We start from the raw sequence: 19,397 nt of genomic DNA, 5'->3' as shown, positions 1-19,397 counted from the left end.
CTCGACCTTTGAATTGTCCTCATAGAATACATTTGGGAGTTGGAACTTGGCTAATATCAAATCAGCTAAGAAACGTGCCATTCAATCAGAGAAACGTCGCCAGCATAACGCTAGCCGTCGCTCTATGGTACGTACTTTTATCAAGAAAGTTTACGTAGCTATCGCTGCAGGCGATAAAGAAGCTGCTCAGAAAGCATTCAATGACATGCAACCTATTGTTGATCGCCATGCTAATAAAGGCCTGATCCACAAGAATAAAGCAGCACGTCATAAAGCTAACTTAGCTGCTCAAATCAAAGCGATGTAATTCAGCTTCTTGATTGCTAAAAAAACCGGCTTAGGCCGGTTTTTTTGTTTGCTAATCTTTTTGTTCTAAACTATCGAATGGATTTGAAAATAACTCAGAAAAATCTTTATTACAGACTCTTTGTACCGCAGGATGCTGGATCATTCTTTCGGCAAAAATAACATAATACTCTTCCGTTACATTATCTAATCGCCCTATTTCCTCAACTTTATTATCCGCAAAAATATCTAATGCATATAAAGAAGGTGCGACAAATATTGCATCGTGATGCATGCCAAATGCTTTCATTAGTGCAGCATCATCAAACTCGCCGAGAACCTTAACTTGTAAATTTTTATTGCGTATCCAAGTTAATAAATGGCGGCCTAACATTGAACGTCTGCCAGGAATAAGCAAGGGACGCTCTTCTAAACACTCTGGAAATGGTTTTTTCGGTGCTGGTTGACGACAGAAAAAACTGACACTGCATTCGCCTAATTTTACCGAGAACAACCCTTCTTGCTGTGATGAATCCACTGGGCAATCGGATAAAATCATATCCAATTTATGCTGACTCAATTGCTCGAGTAACAATTCATGGGTTGATTCAAAGCAGCGTAAATGAATTTGCTCATGCTCAACCACTGCGGTTTCGAGTACTCGACTCACTAAACGTTTTGAAAGTGCATCTGCAACGCCGACATCAAACAGTAAATTAGATTCTCGACTATAGTTCACAATATCTAACATTTCCTGGCTCAGCATGAACATTTTATCCGCATAGCGGAAGATCAACTGTCCAAGCTCTGAAGGTACCAGACCTCGCCCTTGCCGTTTAAATAATTTGCCACCCAAACGCTCTTCAAGTGCTTTAATTTGTCCTGTGATCGTCTGAGGAGTCAGGTAAAGTGCTTCCGCAGCACCAACGACAGAGCCTTCTTTACATACATGCCAAAAATAGTAAAGGTGGTTAAAATTAAGATGTGAAACCCGCATATCGATTCCTTTTGTATCGCCAATAGCCATTTATATACTCTTAATCCTACAAGTTGCTTGGGTGTTACGTTCGCTCAGCAATCCGATAATAAATCGTTTATTGGCGCTCTAGGCTATCTTCGCTCTACACCGACAAGTAAATTGAATTTTTGGGAGTAAAGTAACCATTAACCATACGGTTTTACCTGCGCCCCATATTTCTAGGACTGATATTGAAAAAAACCGCAGTATAAAAAACATATACTGCGGGTATATCATAGATGATTAATTCGGAAATTCTTACTAATAATTTCTGTAAATAATCTAATTTTATGGCTGGTTATACTTCTTTTGATTTCGGTAACACCATCCTTAACAGGAAGTAACCTAAAAACGCTGCAACGGTTGAACCAATTAAAATACCCAGTCGTGAATAGGTACTATACACCTCATCTAGTCCCTCAAATGCGAGGCCTGTTATAAAAATAGACATAGTAAAACCGATACCACATAACACAGAGACTGCGAAAACTTGTTTCAAGTTAATCGACTCTGGTAGTTTTGCAAACCCAAGTTTTACCGAAACCCAGCTAAATAAGAAAATGCCGAGTGGCTTACCCAATATCAGACCTGCAGCAACACCTAAAGGTAATGGGCTCAATAAGCCATCTAAAGTGACGCCCTCTAACTGTACCCCTGAGTTTGCAAAAGCAAAAATGGGTAAAATCAAATAAACCACCCATGGATGCAATACGTGCTCCAGCTCTTCTGATGGCTTAGTTCCATTCGTTCCTTTCAATGGGATCAAGAACCCAACAATTACACCCGCAAGAGTGGCATGAACCCCTGATTTAAGAATACATACCCATAATATTAACCCTATGACCAAATACGCTGCAGTATTCTCAACCCGTCGCCAGTTCATCATGCACAGAATGACAATACACAGAGCCGCTAATCCAAGTGCGATCATGGATACAGAGCTTGTATAGAAAAATGCAATAATGACAATAACGCCAAGGTCATCAATAATTGCCAGAGCTAATAGAAATACTTTAAGCTCTGTTGGAACACGTTTACCCAATAGCGCCATCACACCAAGTGCAAAGGCAATATCTGTTGCTGCTGGAATTGCCCAACCTTGGCGGGTAATATCGTCAGCCCCGTTAAATAATAAGTAAATTAAAGCAGGTGCAATCATGCCACCAAGAGCCGCAATGGCCGGAAATATGGCTTTATCACGCCCAGCTAAGGATCCTTCCAATAATTCACGTTTAACTTCAAGCCCAACAACAAGGAAAAAAATTGCCATTAGGAAATCATTAACCCAAAGAATCAATGGTTTATCCAACCCAAAGGTTGATATTTTAATTGATACTGGAATATCTAAAAATTGCTGATAAGCCCCTTGAAGTGGCGAATTAGCCATCATCAACGCGACTATGGCAGCAATAATCAGGAGTAGGCCTCCTGCTGCTTCTAACCTTAGAAATTTACGAATAATTGCTGTCATATGTTTAACCTCAAAATATTTTTGAATGTTAATATTATGCTAATTATTAATTCGTAAAAAATCGTTTATTTATGCATAATAGCTCGATATAACCGAGTGTTTTGAATTATAGATCACGACCAATGATAATAAATTGTTAATTTCACTATAGACAATTTTTCTAGAAACAAACAATAAATTTATTTAACAAATATCTTAATGACTTTTAAGCTTTGCTAGCCACGAAAAAATATGACTTTTTAACTCGATTTAAAAACACTTAATTTTTTCCTGCGAGTCGCTTCACAAAAATATTAACCCATAAAGCCTTGCTTACAATATACTCACTAAGCGCTTCCCAAAACGATTATGATAGACAATACTGATTCAATGTTAGGCTCTATCCTTTAATTATGACCACTTATGTCCTTCTTGCAGTTCTATTCGCCGCCTTTTGCCATGCGACGTGGAATGCCTTAGTTAAATTTGGTAACGACCGTTTTTTCGGTCTAATCATGATTTCATTTTTTTCTGGTGTGCTTACCATCCCTGCTCTTTTTTGGTTTGGTCTTCCCTCCCCTGAAGCAATTCACTGGCTTGTACTATCTGTACTATTTCATATTGGCTATACCTATTTTTTAAGCCAAGCTTATGCCCATGGCGATCTCAGCCAGGTCTACCCAATATCTCGAGGCTCAGCCCCTTTAATTACCGCACTAATGAGCGCAGTTTTATTTAATGAACTGATCCCTTTTATGGGGCTTTTAGGCATATTACTAATCATTACAGGTGTTGTGCTTATCGCTTTTGCCGGCAGACGATTTACGCTAAATATAAAGGGAAAAGCCCTATTATTTGCCTTATGTACTGCATTTTTCACAGCTTGCTATACTTTATCTGATGGCCATGGTGCAAGAGCCAGTGAAGACCCTGTCGTGTATACCCTATGGCTTTTTCTATTAAATGGAATTGTATTAACCATTCCTGGAATAATGAAATATCGCAGCTCACTCTTTTTAGGAATACGACAATATTGGCGGTCTGGATTACTCGGTGGTTTAATGCAGCTATTAAGCTATGGAATTGCTATTTGGGCCATGAGCCAAGCTCCAATCGTAACTGTTGCTGCAATAAGAGAAACCAGTGTGTTATTTGCCATGTTCCTCTCAATTGTATTTCTAAAAGAAAAATTCAATACGATGCGTGTCATTGCCTGCATCGTTATTTTATTGGGTGTATTAATGGCAAAACTCGGAGCCTAAGGGCAGCACTCTTTATTACTATCTATTTTATTAATTGTTGTTTTTATTTATACACGAGGGAAACATGTTATTTTCTAAATCTTTATTAGCGTTAGCGATTATCACCGCCTCTTTCTCAGGTTTTGCAGCCACGCCAGCCGATATCATTATTTTGGATGGTACGGTACTCACTATGGATCCCAAAAATAGCGTAATCGAAAAAGGGACGGTCGTTATTAAAAAAAACAAAATTATTGCCGTCGGTGGGCCTGAATTAGCTAAACAATATCAAGCAAAAAAGGTATTGGATGTCGACGGTGATATTGTCATGCCAGGCTTAATCAATACGCACACTCATGCATCCATGACCGTATTTCGCTCATTAGCTGATGATGTTCCAGATCGCTTACATCGATATATTTTCCCACTTGAAAATAAAATGGTTTCTCGCGACATGGTGAGAATAGGCGCAAATTTAGCCAATATAGAGATGATCAAAGGCGGCGTCACCACATATGTGGATATGTATTATTTTGAAGATGAAGTCGCTAAGACTGTTGATAAAATTGGCTTAAGGGCTGTGCTTGGTGAATCGGTGATCCAATTTCCTGTCGCTGATGCAAAAAATGCCGATGAAGGCATTAATTATGCCGTTAATTTTATTAAAGAATACCAAGATCATCCAAGAATAACACCTGCTTTTGCCCCTCACGCGCCTTATACCAATACAACTGAACACTTACAGAAGATTGCAAAGCTATCTCTAGAACTTGATGCTCCTGTGATGATCCACCTCGCAGAAACGGATCGTGAACAAGAAGAAATAGCCAAACGTACTGGTGGTAAAAGCCCTGTTCAATATATGGCCGATATTGGTGCGTTAAATCATAAAGTGATCGCCGCACACGCCATCATGGTCGATGAAAAAGATATTGACCTATTAAAACAATATGATGTTGGCGTGGCACATAATATTAGTGCTAACACAAAGTCAGCTAAAGGGGTCGCACCAGTCACAACGATGCTGGCGAAAGGCGTTCGAGTTGGCCTAGGAACGGATGGCCCGATGTCGAGCAATACCTTAACAACAATGAATGAACTAAATTTAGTGGGTAAAATTCATAAGCTTGAAAATAAAGATAGATCGGCAATGCCGCCACTTACCGTTGTCGAAATGGCAACAATGGGATCAGCAAAAGCATTGCATATGGAAGATAAATTAGGCTCTCTTGAAGCGGGAAAATTGGCAGATATTATTGTTGTCGATACTAAAGCACCTAATATGGTTCCAATGTATAGCCCATATGCCGCTCTCGTTTATGGTGCAAACGGCGGTAATGTGCGTCATACCATTGTAGATGGCAATATTTTAATGGAAGATCGTAAACTATTAACTGCTGATGAAAGTGTAATTATTCAAGAAGCTCAAGGGTTTGCCAATACAGTTCGCCAAACTGTGATTGAGAGTGGTGAAACCGTAAAATAAGATAAAAAAATGGCTGACTACGCTTAATGTGAAGTCAGCCATTTTTAATATATTTAATTATTAACTAATTATTTATTAGTTAAATCATCAAAGAATTTTTTCACGCCATCTAAGAAGCTTTTCGAGCGTGGGCTATTCTTTTCACCACTGGTTCCACCCAATGATTCGCCAAACTCCTTGAGTAACTCTTTTTGTTTCTCATTCAGTTTAACCGGGGTTTCAACCACAATATGGCACATCAAATCCCCTTGAAGACCACCACGGACTGATTTCACGCCCTTGCTCTTCATGCGGAAAATCTTACCGGTTTGAGTTTCAGCTGGGATTTTTAATTTCACGCGTCCATCAAGGGTTGGAACTTCAATTTCGCCCCCTAATGCGGCGATTGCAAAGTTGATAGGTACTTCGCAGTGCAGGTTATTACCATCACGCTCAAAAATGTTGTGAGGTAATACATGAACCTGAACAAATAAATCGCCTGCTGGTGCACCATTTTCGCCCGCTTCACCTTCGCCTGATAAGCGAACACGATCGCCAGTATCAACGCCTGCTGGAATTTTAACTGACAAGGTTTTATATTTTTCAACGCGTCCGTGGCCATGACATTTGTTGCATGGGTCTTTAATGACTTTTCCGCGACCATGGCAAGTTGGACAAGGTTGCTGTACAGAGAAAAATCCCTGACGCATATGGACTTGTCCCATACCATGACAAGTAGAACAAGTATCTGCACTCGTTCCCGGTTTCGCGCCATTACCATGGCAAACATCACAGGTTTCTAACGTTGGAATACGGATCTCTTTGGTCACTCCACGAACAGCCTCTTCAAGAGTCAGATCCATGTTGTACTGTAGATCAGAACCACGGCTTGGGCGTTGCTGTCTGCGGCCGCCTCCAAAAATATCACCGAAGACGTCACCAAAGATATCACTAAAGTCAGCACCACCGCCGCCAAAACCACCGCCGCCGCCGCCGCCCATTCCACCTTGCTCGAATGCGGCATGACCATATTGATCATACGCTGCACGTTTTTGCTCGTCAGAAAGAATTTCGTATGCTTCTTTAATTTCTTTAAATTTAACTTCAGATTCTTCTTTATTATCCTGATTGCGGTCAGGATGGAATTTCATTGCTAAGCGCTTATACGCTCTTTTGATGTCTTTTTCTGAAGCATTTTTTTCAAGTTCTAAAACCTGATAAAAGTCTCTTTTTGCCATTTGATATACCCTTAACATGCGGAACGGGCGTAGAGTTCCCTCAACGCCCGTATCCGGTATCAGTAACCATTAATTAACAATTAGTTATAGTCACTGCGCCCGCTAAGGGCATTATTTTTTATCTTTGTCGTTAACTTCTTCGAATTCAGCGTCAACAACATCATCATCTTTCTTCGCTTCTGCGCCAGCACCCGCTGCGCCGCCCGCTTGAGCTTGCTGCTGTGCAATTTCCAGAAGTTTAGCTGATGCAGTTACCAGAGCTTGAATTTTAGCTTCGATATCTGCTTTATCTTCACCTTTCGATGCAGCTTCTAATTCAGATGTTGCCTTTTCGATATTCGCTTTATCTTCAGCGGGTAATTGCTCACCTGCTTCTTCGATTTGCTTACGTGTACCGTGAACCAGTTGGTCAGCTTGGTTGCGAGTCTGAACTAACTCTTCGAATTTACGGTCAGCTTCTGCGTTTGCTTCCGCATCACGTACCATTTTTTCGATTTCCTCTTCATTCAAACCTGAAGAAGCTTTAATCGTAATGTTCTGTTCGCGACCACTGTTTTTATCTTTTGCAGATACATGCAAAATACCATCAGCATCGATATCGAATGTGACTTCAACTTGTGGCATACCACGTGGAGCAGGTTGAATGCCATCTAAGTTAAACTGACCCAGTGATTTGTTATCACTTGCACGTTTACGCTCACCCTGCAGCACATGGATTGTTACCGCTGCTTGGTTATCTTCTGCAGTTGAGAACACTTGGCTGTGTTTTGTTGGGATAGTGGTATTCTTCGAGATTAACGAAGTCATCACACCCCCCATTGTTTCGATACCTAAAGACAATGGAGTTACGTCAAGTAACAGAACGTCTTTAACATCACCCGCCAAGACACCACCTTGTACAGCAGCACCGATTGCGACGGCTTCATCTGGGTTCACGTCTTTACGTGGTTCTTTACCAAAGAAGTCAGCAACAATTTTTTGTACCATTGGCATACGAGTTTGACCACCAACCAAAATAACGTCGTTGATGTCACTTACGCTTAGGCCCGCATCCTGCAGAGCAACTTTTACTGGCTCCATAGAACGTTTAACTAAATCTTCTACTAATGACTCAAGTTTTGCACGAGTCACTTTAATATTCATGTGTTTAGGACCTGACGCATCTGCAGTGATGTATGGCAGGTTAACATCAGTTTGTTGAGCAGAAGACAGCTCAATTTTTGCTTTTTCAGCAGATTCTTTCAGACGTTGCATTGCCAGTGGATCATTACGTAGATCAAAGCCTTGCTCTTTCTTGAATTCATCAACTAAATAGTTAATTAAACGGTTATCAAAGTCTTCACCACCCAAGTGAGTATCACCATTGGTTGCAAGAACTTCATAGGTTTTTTCGCCATCAACTTCATCGATTTCAATGATTGATAAGTCGAATGTACCACCACCTAAGTCATAAACGGCAATAGTACGGTTACCGATTTCGCGGTCTAAACCGTAAGCTAACGCAGCAGCTGTCGGCTCATTGATAATACGCTTAACTTCTAAACCTGCGATACGGCCTGCGTCTTTTGTTGCTTGACGCTGGGCATCGTTAAAGTATGCAGGAACAGTAATAACCGCTTCAGTTACTGGTTCACCCAAGTAATCTTCAGCTGTTTTCTTCATTTTTTTCAGTACTTCAGCAGAAATTTGTGGTGGAGCCATTTTTTGGCCTTTCACATCTAACCAAGCATCGCCATTATCAGCCGCAATAATTTTATATGGCATGATAGAAACGTCGCGCTGAACTTCTTCGTCTTGGAAACGACGACCAATCAAACGTTTGATTGCGAATAAAGTATTTTCTGGATTTGTAACAGCCTGACGTTTTGCTGGCTGTCCAACCAAAATTTCACCATCTTGCGTATAGGCAATGATGGAAGGAGTAGTTCTATCACCTTCGCTGTTCTCAAGAACACGCGCAGTAGTGCCATCCATAATTGCAACGCATGAGTTTGTTGTACCCAAGTCGATACCAATAATTTTACCCATCTAAAACGCCTCCAAAGGAATTCTTTTCACTATGATTTCGATATCAATCTATATGAGGCTCAATATTTCATTTTCAAGGGAGTTTTTCCCTTTGAGCCTAATTATTTTTTGTAATAGCTAATAATTTAGATTGATAACAGTTGATGTCTTAAAGATGGGGTCATAAATTCATTCATCAAGGGGATGATTAAAAAAAATTTGCATTTATTGCAAAAAAACCTGTCTTGCGATCATTGTTTAAGCAACCAAAACTGCGTATGATTCGCGACCACCTCAATTTCAGGTGGCATTAATATATTATATCTATTTGAATTTTATATATTTTACCAGAGGTTATATGCAGTCTAGCTCTCTTGCAAATCCGGGCCCACTTGGTTTATTAGGCTTTGGTATGACAACAATCCTGCTCAACATCCATAATGCAGGTTTTTTTCCTCTCTCATCTGTTATTTTGAGCATGGGAATTTTTTATGGTGGTATTGCCCAAGTAATTGCTGGACTTATTGAATATAAGAAAGGAAATACATTTGCTGCGACGGCTTTTAGCTCTTATGGCATGTTTTGGCTAACCTTAGTCGGCTTACTTTTCTTACCGACAATGGGTCTAGCCGAAGCGACAGAGCCCGCCTTTTTAGGTGTTTATCTATTAATTTGGGGAATTTTTACTTTCTTTATGTTCCTAGCTACATTCAAAGCTAACGTTGCACTGCAATTTGTCTTTGGTAGTTTAACTGTGCTTTTTGCCCTGCTTGCTATTGGTAATTTAACCGATAATGCAATGCTACTAAAAATTGCTGGCTTCGAAGGGATTATCTGTGGCGCCAGTGCATTTTATTTAGCGATGGCTGAAGTATTAAATGAGCAATATGGTAAAACTGTTCTGCCAATCGGTCAGCGCAGCTAGTTAGTTATCTCGCTTAAATTATTCGAGTTGCAGGTAAATGCTGATCAGCCAATACCTGCAACTTAAATAGCTGCATATTAATCAGCGACTCGGATCGCCGATTTTGGCCTAAATGCTTTAACAATTGTTGGATCTGTTTCCACATAGGGGCCATCAAGTAGCTGAATGCAATATGGCACACTGGCAAAAATACCCGATACCTCAACATTCCCGTCTTTATCTTTTAGCCCTTCTAACGTTTCCGCAATCGCTTTTGGCTGACCGGGTAGGTTAAGAATCAAAGCTTGATTACGAATAACACCAACTTGGCGTGACAAAATCGCAGTGGGGACAAATTTCAGGCTGATTTGACGCATTTGTTCGCCAAAACCAGGCATTTCTCTATCCGCAATCGCCAGTGTTGCATCTGGTGTGACGTCACGACGAGCAGGCCCGGTTCCACCCGTGGTTAAAACTAAATGGCAAGCAAACTCATCGACTAATTCACACAGTGTTTGCTCAATCATGATTTGCTCATCAGGGATCAGGCGAGTTTCAATGCGAAAAGGTGTTGTCAGCGTTTTGGCTAACCACGCCTCTAAAGCAGGGATACCTTTATCTTCATATATGCCACTTGAAGCACGATCGGAAACCGAAACCAGACCTATGCGCAGTTCATCCATACAAACCTCAAAAAATTAATCATTGGGAGCCATTTATTCGATGATAAACAGATGCCATATCATAACATGATGCGTATTTGCATGCAGCGTTGTGAGGTGTATATATTTGAATTGAGAACTCACTCAATGAAAATAGGCATAGTCAAAATTAGTCCAAAAAAAACCCAGCTTATCGGCTGGGCTTCAATAAAAATCCTAAAAATTACAGTAATTCTGCAATCATCTTCTCAAGTTTTTCTTGGTCGATAGCAAATTTGCGGATACCGTCAGCCAGTTTATCAACGGCCATTGGGTCTTGGTTATGCTGCCAATAAAACTGAGATTCAGTTAATTTTGCTGCTGGCTCTTTCGTTTTACCCGTATCAACTAATTTACGAACAACTTCACCTTGTGATTCGGACAACTCTTTCAGTAAGTTTGGAGAAATTGTCAGACGGTCGCAGCCTGCCAGTTCAATGATTTCGCCAACATTACGGAAGCTTGCGCCCATAACAACAGTTTTATAACCATGTTCTTTGTAATAGTTGTAGATTTCAGTTACTGAAATCACACCCGGATCTTCTTGTGGTGCAAACTCTGTTTTGCCTGAATTGGCTTTGTGCCAGTCAAGGATACGACCAACAAACGGAGAGATCAGGTAAACACCGGCTTCAGCACAAGCACGTGCTTGAGCAAAGGAGAATAGCAACGTTAAGTTACAGTTGATGCCTTCTTTTTCCAGTTTTTCCGCCGCACGGATCCCCTGCCAAGTGGAAGCCAATTTGATCAAGATACGATCGTTACTAATTCCTGCTTCATTATATAGCTTGATCAGATGACGAGCTTTAGCGATACACGCTTCTTCATCATAAGAAAGACGCGCATCAACCTCAGTAGAAATACGACCCGGAACCAGTTTTAGAATTTCCAGACCAATGTTCACTGCCAGTTTGTCACAAGCATCAACAACTTGTTGTTCACGATTGTTACTTTGCTTACGAGCCCACTCTACCGCTTCATCAATTAATTTACGGTATTCAGGAATTTGTGCAGCATTTAAGATTAACGATGGGTTAGTCGTCGCATCTTGTGGTTTATAAAGTTTCATCGCTTCGATGTCGCCAGTATCAGCAACAACGGTTGTTAAATTACGTAAGGAGGTTAGTTTATCGGTCATTTCTTTCATCTCGTTGTTATACCCGTCATACTTCAAGTTGTAGGGGTGTTGGCTACGTTTTCTCACTCTAGTCACATACTTATGTATGCTCCTAGAGACTCGCTCGCTTGCCGCCTACCTACAACTTGAATTATTTAGGGTGAACCCGTCATGCTTCAAATTGTAGGAGGTGTTGGCTACGTTTTCTCGCTCTAGTCACATACGTGTGTACGCTCCTAGAGGCTCGCTCGCTTGCCGCCTACCTACAACTTGAATTATTTAGGGTGAGCCCGTCATGCTTCAAATTGTAGGAGGTGTTGGCTACGTTTTCTCGCTCTAGTCACATACATGTGTACGCTCCTAGAGGCTCGCTCGCTTGCCGCCTACCGCAACTCAAACTACTTTGTGTATATAAAGGAATTGTGGCTAACGCCGCACCGTCCCATGATAATATCACGCATCCCAGTTGCTGCAAGAGAGGAAATCTAGTCAAAAGCAACTATTTGATTAGCAATCGATTTCGCGCCTCATTTTAAAACTGAATCCTTTTAGCAACAGATTATCTTACGCATAACACCGCAAATAAGAGAAATTGATTGTTCTTATTGCATCAATTAGCCATTTCAAAAGAATTTTTGCTAAAGTAGAGGACATCATATTTTAAAAGGGGTCTGTCATGCTTATTACTATTTCACCTGCCAAAACATTAGACTATGAAAGCCCACTTGTTACCGATAAATATACGCAACCTGAGCTGTTAGCGGAATCAGAAAAATTGATCAAGATCTGCCGTAAACTTGCTCCTGCCGATATTGCGAGTCTAATGAAAATTAGTGATAAGCTTGCAGGGCTAAATGCTGCACGTTTCGGTGAATGGCATACTGATTTCACGCCAGACAATGCACGCCAAGCTATTTTAGCCTTTAAAGGGGATGTTTATACGGGTATGCAAGCCGAAACATTTTCTGACGCTGACTTTAATTTTGCACAATCACATTTGCGTATTCTTTCTGGATTATACGGGTTATTACGCCCACTGGATTTAATGCAGCCGTATCGTTTAGAAATGGGAACTCGCCTTACAAATACGCGAGGTAAAGACTTATATGCATTTTGGGGGGATATTATTACCACCCAATTAAACCAAGCATTAGCGGCACAAGGCGATCAAATTTTAGTTAACCTCGCCTCAGATGAATACTTTAAATCAGTTAATAGCAAAAAATTTGATGGTGTGATTATTAAGCCTGTTTTCCTTGATGAAAAAAATGGTCAATATAAAGTTATCAGCTTTTATGCAAAAAAAGCACGTGGCTTGATGAGTCGCTTTATTATTCAAAATAAATTAACCAAAACTGAGCAACTTTCAGACTTTAATTTAGATGGTTATCAATTTGATGAAAACCAATCTAAAGGAAATGAATTGATATTTACTCGAGCTGAACAAGCTTAATTAGCTTCTTTTTAACTTTGGGCATGTCACATTGAATGCCCATTAAACGTTAACCGTTCCTCTATTTTTCTATCGCCATCACACTTTGCCTATAAAACCACCAATTCGCTTAAAAATTAGCATTCATTCCTCAGTTAACACCGCTTGTTTGTGACAATATCAATGAGGTTTCTTTGCCAACAATTTAAGGGGTGAAATATGCCTTATACCGCATCATCTCATCGTTATACTGATATGGAATACCGCTTATGTGGCCGTAGTGGACTAAGGTTACCTCTCATTTCTCTGGGACTTTGGCATAACTTTGGTGACAATAAACCGATCGATAATTGCCGAACCATGCTCAGACATGCTTTCGACCTTGGGATCACCCATTTCGATCTCGCCAATAATTATGGACCGCCTCCCGGATCAGCGGAAAGTAAATTTGGTCAGATCCTACAACAAGACTTTCTCCCTTATCGTGATGAAATGATCATTTCATCAAAAGCTGGCTACACCATGTGGGATGGCCCCTATGGCGATTGGGGAAGTAAAAAATATTTAGTCGCAAGCCTTAATCAGAGTTTAAAAAGAATGGGGCTGGAATATGTTGATATTTTTTATCACCACAGACCCGATCCAGACACACCTTTGGAAGAAACTATGGGGGCATTAGATCTCATTGTACGCCAAGGTAAAGCGCTATATGTTGGCATCTCAAACTATCCTGCTGATTTAGCGAAAGAAGCCATTAGTATTTTGGATAGATTAGGCACACCTTGTCTAATCCATCAGCCCAAATACTCCATGCTGGAACGCACTCCGGAAGAAGGCTTGCTCGATCTACTTGAAGAAGAAGGTATCGGCTCCATTGCGTATTCACCACTCGCGGGAGGGATCCTTACCGACCGCTACCTCAATGGAATACCTTCCGATTCAAGAGCGGCAGGTAACTCTTCCCTACCACCAGAAAGGTTGACGTCTGCGGTTTTATCAAAAGTTAAGCAACTTAATGAACTCGCACTTAATCGTGGTCAAAAACTGAGTCAAATGTCTCTCGCTTGGTTGCTTCGTCATGATCGAATAACCTCGGTGCTAATTGGCGCTAGCCGAGTCAGTCAAATTGATGATGCAATGGGGATCATTGGAAACCACGAATTCAGCCAAGAAGAACTCAAGGCAATCGAAATAATTTTAGAAGGCGATAATTAATTCCAAAAATGGTTGATTGATGGCTATCTCTTGAGAAAATCAACAAGAGATAGCATCAGATAATCTGTCATTAATAATCAAACAAGAACTTAATAATATTCACCGTTTGATTTAAATTTTACGATAGAATAAGGCTGTTTGAAACCACTCGGTTGCTCCATACCTAAACTCCCCGCCGGCATTCCTGGCACAGATATACCAACTACATCATTCGGCAGTGATTCAATTGAAGCTAAACTCTCCGCAGGTACGTGTCCGACCATAACCTTGCCTTTATATTTTGCAATATGACAGCTGCGTAAATTATAAGGGATATTTAACTCATCATTAAGCTTGCTTAGCTCATCATAACTAATTTCATTGACAACAACGTTATAACCCGCTTTTTGAATGCCCTCACCCCATAATTGGCAACAACCACAGTTGGCATCTTTATATAATTGAACAGTACTTGCTTGTGAAAATGCAGAGAATGACAGTAATAACATTCCGCTCAAAATTATCTTCTTCATTAAATCTACCTTACACATAATAGGACGTTGATAAAAATTCATCGTTGTCATTTATTTCTAAACTGACAAATCAATTTGTATGCTGCTGGAATAATAAATAGTGACAATAATGGTGCTGTTATCATCCCACCAATCATTGGTGCAGCTATGCGACTCATGACTTCAGAACCAACACCTGTCCCCAACAAAATTGGCAATAAACCCGCTAAAATAACCGCCACGGTCATTGCTTTTGGCCTAACCCTTAACACCGCGCCTTCATAAAGTGCCGCATCCAAATCTTTGGTTGATAATTTAGAAATATCTTGGGCCTTTTCTTTATCTTCAATCGCGTGTCTTAAATAAATGAGCATCACGACACCAAATTCAGCAGCAACACCGGCTAAGGCAATAAATCCCGTTCCAGTTGCAACAGATAAATTAAAATTCATCCAGTATAAAAACCAAACTCCACCAACCAATGCAAATGGCAAGCTGAGTAAAATAAGCAGAGCTTCGCTAAACCGCCTAAAAGCTAAATACAATAAAACAAAAATAATCATGATGGTTGCAGGAACCATGAGGGCTAATTTTTGATTTGCGCGTTCCAATAACTCGAATTGACCAGTGAATGAATAGCTTACTCCCGGCTTCATTTGAATATTATCTTTAATCGCTTTATCAATATCGGAAATAATAGAAACCATATCTCTGCCACGCGCATCAATATAAATCCAACTGGTTGGTCGCGCATTTTCTGTTTTCAACATTGGTGCGCCCATTTGCACCATAACATCAGCTACGTCACTTAAGACAATCTGCTGTTTATTTGGTGTTAAAATAGGTAACAAGCGCATAGCAGAAACACTATTTCGATAATCTTGAGGATAACGAATACTAATAGGATAACGTTCAATACCTTCTATCGTTTCACCGATCATTTCGCCACCGGTTGCCATTGAGATATAAGCTTGTACATCACTAATACTCATTCCGTAACGTGCCGCTTTTTCTCTATCGATTTTTACATCAATATAGCGCCCGCCAACAAGTCGTTCTGCAAGAACTGAAACCACGCCGGGAACGGATTTAGTGACCTTTTCTATTTCTTTGGCTAATGCATCGATTTCTTCAAGATCTTTACCTGAAACCTTAATCCCAATCGGGCTTTTTACCCCCGTTGATAGCATATCAATACGGTTTCTAATGGGCGGAACCCAAAGGTTAGCGACTCCTGGTAATCGCACGGTCTCATCGAGTTCCTCAATGATTTTATCCAGCGTCATTCCTTCACGCCATTGGTCTTGCGGCTTCAATCGGATAGTGGTTTCTATCATTTCCATTGGCGCTGAATCCGTTGCAGTTTCAGCTTTTCCAGCCTTACCAAATACAGTATCCACTTCTGGAATTGTCTTGATCAGTTTATCGGTATTTTGCAATAAAAATGCCGCTTGGGCAGGCGATACCCCCGGTAACGTTGAAGGCATGTATAATAAATCACCTTCATTAATCGACGGAAGAAATTCCCCACCTAAATGTTTTAATGGCCATATCACGGTAAATAATGAGAAAAAACCAATCAATAACGTAGTTTTAGGCCAAGCCAACACTTTTATTAAGACTGGGCTGTATATTGAAATTAAAAAACGATTTAGTGGATTTTTATTCTCACTCGGGATTTTTCCACGGATCCAATATCCCATTAAAATTGGGATCACAATTAAAGCTAATGCGGCTGCACCCGCCATTGCATAGGTTTTTGTGAAAGCAAGCGGCCCAAATAAACGCCCTTCCTGACCTTCTAAAGTAAAAATAGGAATAAAAGATAACGTTATAATCAACAAACTAATAAATAGCGCAGGTCCTACCTCAACCGCTGAATCGGTAATAATCTTCCAACGCTGATTATTATCTAACGATTTACCTTCATTTTGGTGTTGCCATATTTCCAATTTTTTATGGGCATTTTCGATCATCACTATCGCAGCATCAACCATCGCACCTATTGCAATAGCTATCCCACCGAGAGACATAATATTTGCATTTATTCCTTGGTAACGCATGATGATAAAGGCAATAAATAAGCCTAAAGGTAATGATATAATTGCCACTAATGCAGAGCGGAAGTGCCATAGGAAAATAGCGCAGACTAATGCCACGACAATAAATTCCTCAAGCAATTTATAGCTTAAGTTATCAATTGCATTATCAATTAGGATACTTCTATCGTAAGTTGTCACGATTTCAATACCCTCAGGTAAGCTGGCACTAAGCTCCGTAAGCTTTTGTTTTACATTATCAATAACGTCACGGGCATTTTCCCCCGACCGTAATAAAATAATACCACCAACAACTTCACCTTCACCATTCAGTTCAGCCACGCCCCTGCGCATTTCAGGCCCTTCCTGAACTCGGGCGACATCCTGTAGATAAATAGGTACGCCAGCTTGCGTCGTTTTAAGAAATATTTTATTAAAATCATCCATCGATTGAAGATAACCGCTGGCTCTCACCATGTATTCCGCTTCAGCGATTTCAATGGAAGAACCGCCCGCCTCTTGGTTTGCCATCTCTACCGCTTGCTTGATTTCAGGTAAAGTGACTGAGAATTGGGTTAACTTTAAAGGGTCGACAATGATTTGATAAGCTTTAACAACACCACCAACGGTCGCAACTTCCGACACATTAGGCAGAGCTTTTAATTCATATTTAAGAAACCAGTCTTGCAAAGAACGTAACTCAGCTAAATTATGTTTTCCCGTTTTATCAACCAACGCATATTCAAATATCCAACCCACTCCTGTCGCATCAGGGCCAATCGACGCGATAGCTCCTTTAGGTAGCTTCGTTTGTACCTGATTTAAATACTCTAAAACCCGTGAGCGAGCCCAATATAAATCTGTGTTATCTTCAAAAATAACATAGACATATGAATCGCCAAAAGCGGAAAAACCACGAACTGTTTTGGCACCCGGAACGGAAAGCATCGTCGTTGTAATTGGATAAGTGACTTGGTCTTCAACTAATTGTGGCGCTTGTCCCGGATAGGTTGTTTTGATGATCACTTGCACATCAGATAAATCAGGCAAGGCATCTACAGGGGTATTTTTAATACTCCATATCCCTGCAATAACTAAAAAAACAACGCCCATTAAAACCAGAAAACGATTTGCAACTGAGCGGCGAATAATCCATTCCAACATATTTTACCCCTGAGCTTCATGTGATGAATGATTAGCAGAGACTTCTTTACTAGGCAGTGCATTCATTCGCTCAAGAGCGCCAGCAATATTCGCTTCAGAGTCGATAAGGAATATACCTTGCGTAACAATACGCTCACCAACTTGGAGTCCTTCTGAAATTGCTGCCATTTGTTGAAATTCATTAATCATACGAATTTTCTTAGGGATAAATTCACCATTTTCCCCAACGGCAATAACATGTTGCTCTTTACCTGAATCAACAATCGCTTGAGAAGGAATTAACATACTTTCATTCCCTTCGGCTGTTAGATTTAAATACGCTGTCATACCCGGTTTTAATAAGTAAGTATCATCTTTAATTTCGGCACGAATATTAATTGTGCGACTAGCGACATCCGCGCTGGGTAATATTAGCCAATTATTTACTACAAACTTATGGGTTGGATAAGCGGGAATAGAAACTGTAAATTGAACGTCTTTATTCAATAAATCTGCAATTGATTGAGATACTGAGGCATTAATCCAAAGCGGGTTAGTTCCTTGAATCTGCGCAATTACACCTTCTTTTGTTACGTTCATTCCTTGACGTAAATTTAAAACAGTAACTACGCCTGAAATAGGTGCTTTAATCACAAAACGAGTTTGTACTTTTCCTGTTTTAATAAAACGAGTTACGGCTTCTTCTGGCATTCCATTTAGGCGCAAACGCTCAAGAACACTATTAAGATCCGTTTGAGCCGCACCCATTTGTTTCAATGCAAGGAATTCACTTTGAGCTTCAACCCATGCCGGTATCGTCAAATCAGCAATAGGAACACCTTTTTGAATTCTTTCGCCAATGGTTAATGGATAAACATTTTCGACGAAACCATTTTCCCGTGCTTGTACTACCGCAAATTGATGATCATTGAATGCAATTTCAGCCGGAAATGTTAAGTCATAGTTTAATCTTCCCCATTTCACATCAACCGTTTTAAGCCCTAAATTTTGGGTTTGAGCCGGATTAATTGTAATGCCCTGACTATGAGTAGAAGATGAATGCTCTTCTTCATATTTAGGGACTAAATCCATATCCATAAAAGGTGATTTACCCGGTTGCTCAAATTTAGTATTGGGATACATAGGGTCATACCAATACAAAACTGTGCGTTCCTTTTTTTCTGTTTTTTCAATATTTTGATCGACCGAAAAAAAATAACGGTAAAGAAATATTGAAACTGCACTAGAGAAAATAATAACTAAGAGCAGCTTACTAAGATTAACTATTGACATAACATCTCTACCTATTTAGTTTTTCTTTTCGACAGACTTCAATAATGAAATATTACCTTTTTGGGAAAAAGAAAATTTCAATTCATCATCGACATTAAGTCCATCTATCATTTTTTCATTTTCATAGGTAAACCGCATTGTCATTGGTGGCCAGCCAATACTCTCGATTTCTTTATGATTTATAGTGAGTTTTTTATTTTCTTTATCGATAGATATTAACTTACCTTCTGTATTTATAATCGGTTCAGCCGTATGTTCAGGATAAACCGAATGGTTATGCTCAAGAGCATTTGCATACCCAATAGCTGTGAAGAAGGTAAGGGATAGAGCAAAAACGACTTTATTTAACTTTTTCATA

Annotated in this window: 16 protein-coding genes; 6 read left to right on the top strand and 10 right to left on the bottom strand. The window is 40.1% G+C overall.

Annotated features, from left to right (window positions below):
- Positions 1–46 precede the first annotated feature (46 nt).
- Positions 47–307, top strand: coding sequence for a 30S ribosomal protein S20 (rpsT, locus tag M998_RS13845; protein ID WP_068439203.1), 261 nt, complete (start codon positions 47–49; stop codon positions 305–307).
- A gap of 51 nt (positions 308–358) precedes the next feature.
- On the opposite strand, the gene nhaR is transcribed toward rpsT, so the two are convergent.
- Both nhaR and nhaA read right to left on the bottom strand, forming a co-directional pair.
- The gene (gene nhaR / locus M998_RS13840; RefSeq protein ID WP_068439666.1) at positions 359–1,282 is read right to left on the bottom strand and encodes a transcriptional activator NhaR; all 924 of its coding nucleotides are present in this window, start codon (positions 1,280–1,282) and stop codon (positions 359–361) included.
- Positions 1,283–1,601: 319 nt separating this feature from the next.
- On the bottom strand, positions 1,602–2,774 hold the full coding sequence (gene nhaA / locus M998_RS13835) for a Na+/H+ antiporter NhaA (RefSeq protein WP_068909391.1): 1,173 nt from the start codon (positions 2,772–2,774) through the stop codon (positions 1,602–1,604).
- Between the two features lie 392 nt (positions 2,775–3,166).
- On the opposite strand from nhaA, the gene M998_RS13830 reads away from it, so the two are divergent.
- Both M998_RS13830 and M998_RS13825 read left to right on the top strand, forming a co-directional pair.
- A complete protein-coding gene (locus tag M998_RS13830) occupies positions 3,167–4,015 on the top strand; it encodes an EamA family transporter (RefSeq protein ID WP_068439200.1) in 849 nt (282 codons plus the stop codon).
- Between the two features lie 64 nt (positions 4,016–4,079).
- The gene (locus M998_RS13825) at positions 4,080–5,480 is read left to right on the top strand and encodes an amidohydrolase (RefSeq protein WP_068439198.1); all 1,401 of its coding nucleotides are present in this window, start codon (positions 4,080–4,082) and stop codon (positions 5,478–5,480) included.
- A 68-nt stretch (positions 5,481–5,548) separates the two neighbouring features.
- On the opposite strand, the gene dnaJ is transcribed toward M998_RS13825, so the two are convergent.
- A complete protein-coding gene (gene dnaJ, locus M998_RS13820) occupies positions 5,549–6,697 on the bottom strand; it encodes a molecular chaperone DnaJ (RefSeq protein ID WP_068909389.1) in 1,149 nt (382 codons plus the stop codon).
- Positions 6,698–6,808: 111 nt separating this feature from the next.
- A complete protein-coding gene (gene dnaK / locus M998_RS13815) occupies positions 6,809–8,725 on the bottom strand; it encodes a molecular chaperone DnaK (protein ID WP_068439193.1) in 1,917 nt (638 codons plus the stop codon).
- Between the two features lie 337 nt (positions 8,726–9,062).
- Here dnaK and satP point away from each other — a divergent pair, with 337 nt between their 5' ends.
- Positions 9,063–9,629 carry an acetate uptake transporter gene (gene satP / locus M998_RS13810; RefSeq protein ID WP_068909387.1) on the top strand — a complete coding sequence of 189 codons (567 nt, stop codon included), beginning with the start codon at positions 9,063–9,065 and terminating at the stop codon, positions 9,627–9,629.
- 77 nt (positions 9,630–9,706) lie between these two features.
- Here the strand turns inward: satP and mog are convergent, their stop codons facing one another.
- Entirely contained in the window at positions 9,707–10,291 is a 585-nt protein-coding gene (mog, locus tag M998_RS13805) for a molybdopterin adenylyltransferase (RefSeq protein ID WP_068439189.1), read from the bottom strand.
- A gap of 202 nt (positions 10,292–10,493) precedes the next feature.
- The gene (gene tal / locus M998_RS13800) at positions 10,494–11,447 is read right to left on the bottom strand and encodes a transaldolase (RefSeq protein WP_068439664.1); all 954 of its coding nucleotides are present in this window, start codon (positions 11,445–11,447) and stop codon (positions 10,494–10,496) included.
- A gap of 655 nt (positions 11,448–12,102) precedes the next feature.
- On the opposite strand from tal, the gene yaaA reads away from it, so the two are divergent.
- The gene (gene yaaA / locus M998_RS13795; protein WP_068439187.1) at positions 12,103–12,879 is read left to right on the top strand and encodes a peroxide stress protein YaaA; all 777 of its coding nucleotides are present in this window, start codon (positions 12,103–12,105) and stop codon (positions 12,877–12,879) included.
- Positions 12,880–13,077: 198 nt separating this feature from the next.
- The gene (locus M998_RS13790) at positions 13,078–14,073 is read left to right on the top strand and encodes an aldo/keto reductase (protein ID WP_068909385.1); all 996 of its coding nucleotides are present in this window, start codon (positions 13,078–13,080) and stop codon (positions 14,071–14,073) included.
- Between the two features lie 89 nt (positions 14,074–14,162).
- On the opposite strand, the gene M998_RS13785 is transcribed toward M998_RS13790, so the two are convergent.
- The 4 genes from M998_RS13785 to M998_RS13770 are packed head-to-tail and all read right to left on the bottom strand — an operon-like array spanning position 14,163 to position 19,396.
- Entirely contained in the window at positions 14,163–14,585 is a 423-nt protein-coding gene (locus M998_RS13785) for a DUF411 domain-containing protein (RefSeq protein WP_068439662.1), read from the bottom strand.
- A gap of 47 nt (positions 14,586–14,632) precedes the next feature.
- Positions 14,633–17,767, bottom strand: a complete 3,135-nt coding sequence (locus tag M998_RS13780) for an efflux RND transporter permease subunit (protein WP_068439183.1) — start codon at positions 17,765–17,767, stop codon at positions 14,633–14,635.
- Positions 17,768–17,770: 3 nt separating this feature from the next.
- A complete protein-coding gene (locus M998_RS13775; protein ID WP_068909384.1) occupies positions 17,771–19,039 on the bottom strand; it encodes an efflux RND transporter periplasmic adaptor subunit in 1,269 nt (422 codons plus the stop codon).
- Positions 19,040–19,054: 15 nt separating this feature from the next.
- Positions 19,055–19,396 (bottom strand): copper-binding protein, encoded by a 342-nt coding sequence (locus M998_RS13770; RefSeq protein ID WP_068439180.1) that lies wholly within the window; start codon positions 19,394–19,396, stop codon positions 19,055–19,057.
- Position 19,397: the final 1 nt, after the last annotated feature.

Origin of the sequence: Providencia heimbachae ATCC 35613 (assembly GCF_001655055.1) — a bacterium.
GTDB classification, from domain to species: Bacteria; Pseudomonadota; Gammaproteobacteria; order Enterobacterales; family Enterobacteriaceae; genus Providencia; species Providencia heimbachae.
Note: the sequence above shows the minus strand (reverse complement) of the source record. Positions and strands in the feature narration are given on the sequence as shown.

Excerpts from the sequence above, each read along its gene's own strand:
- dnaJ (WP_068909389.1), bottom strand. The coding sequence starts at position 6,697 with ATGGCAAAAAGAGACTTTTATCAGGTTTTAGAACTTGAAAAAAATGCT.
- satP (WP_068909387.1), top strand. The coding sequence starts at position 9,063 with ATGCAGTCTAGCTCTCTTGCAAATCCGGGCCCACTTGGTTTATTAGGC.
- M998_RS13830 (WP_068439200.1), top strand. The coding sequence starts at position 3,167 with ATGACCACTTATGTCCTTCTTGCAGTTCTATTCGCCGCCTTTTGCCAT.
- M998_RS13775 (WP_068909384.1), bottom strand. The coding sequence starts at position 19,039 with ATGTCAATAGTTAATCTTAGTAAGCTGCTCTTAGTTATTATTTTCTCT.
- nhaA (WP_068909391.1), bottom strand. The coding sequence starts at position 2,774 with ATGACAGCAATTATTCGTAAATTTCTAAGGTTAGAAGCAGCAGGAGGC.
- M998_RS13770 (WP_068439180.1), bottom strand. The coding sequence starts at position 19,396 with ATGAAAAAGTTAAATAAAGTCGTTTTTGCTCTATCCCTTACCTTCTTC.
- M998_RS13780 (WP_068439183.1), bottom strand. The coding sequence starts at position 17,767 with ATGTTGGAATGGATTATTCGCCGCTCAGTTGCAAATCGTTTTCTGGTT.
- M998_RS13825 (WP_068439198.1), top strand. The coding sequence starts at position 4,080 with ATGTTATTTTCTAAATCTTTATTAGCGTTAGCGATTATCACCGCCTCT.
- mog (WP_068439189.1), bottom strand. The coding sequence starts at position 10,291 with ATGGATGAACTGCGCATAGGTCTGGTTTCGGTTTCCGATCGTGCTTCA.
- tal (WP_068439664.1), bottom strand. The coding sequence starts at position 11,447 with ATGACCGATAAACTAACCTCCTTACGTAATTTAACAACCGTTGTTGCT.
- nhaR (WP_068439666.1), bottom strand. The coding sequence starts at position 1,282 with ATGCGGGTTTCACATCTTAATTTTAACCACCTTTACTATTTTTGGCAT.
- yaaA (WP_068439187.1), top strand. The coding sequence starts at position 12,103 with ATGCTTATTACTATTTCACCTGCCAAAACATTAGACTATGAAAGCCCA.
- M998_RS13790 (WP_068909385.1), top strand. The coding sequence starts at position 13,078 with ATGCCTTATACCGCATCATCTCATCGTTATACTGATATGGAATACCGC.
- dnaK (WP_068439193.1), bottom strand. The coding sequence starts at position 8,725 with ATGGGTAAAATTATTGGTATCGACTTGGGTACAACAAACTCATGCGTT.
- M998_RS13785 (WP_068439662.1), bottom strand. The coding sequence starts at position 14,585 with ATGAAGAAGATAATTTTGAGCGGAATGTTATTACTGTCATTCTCTGCA.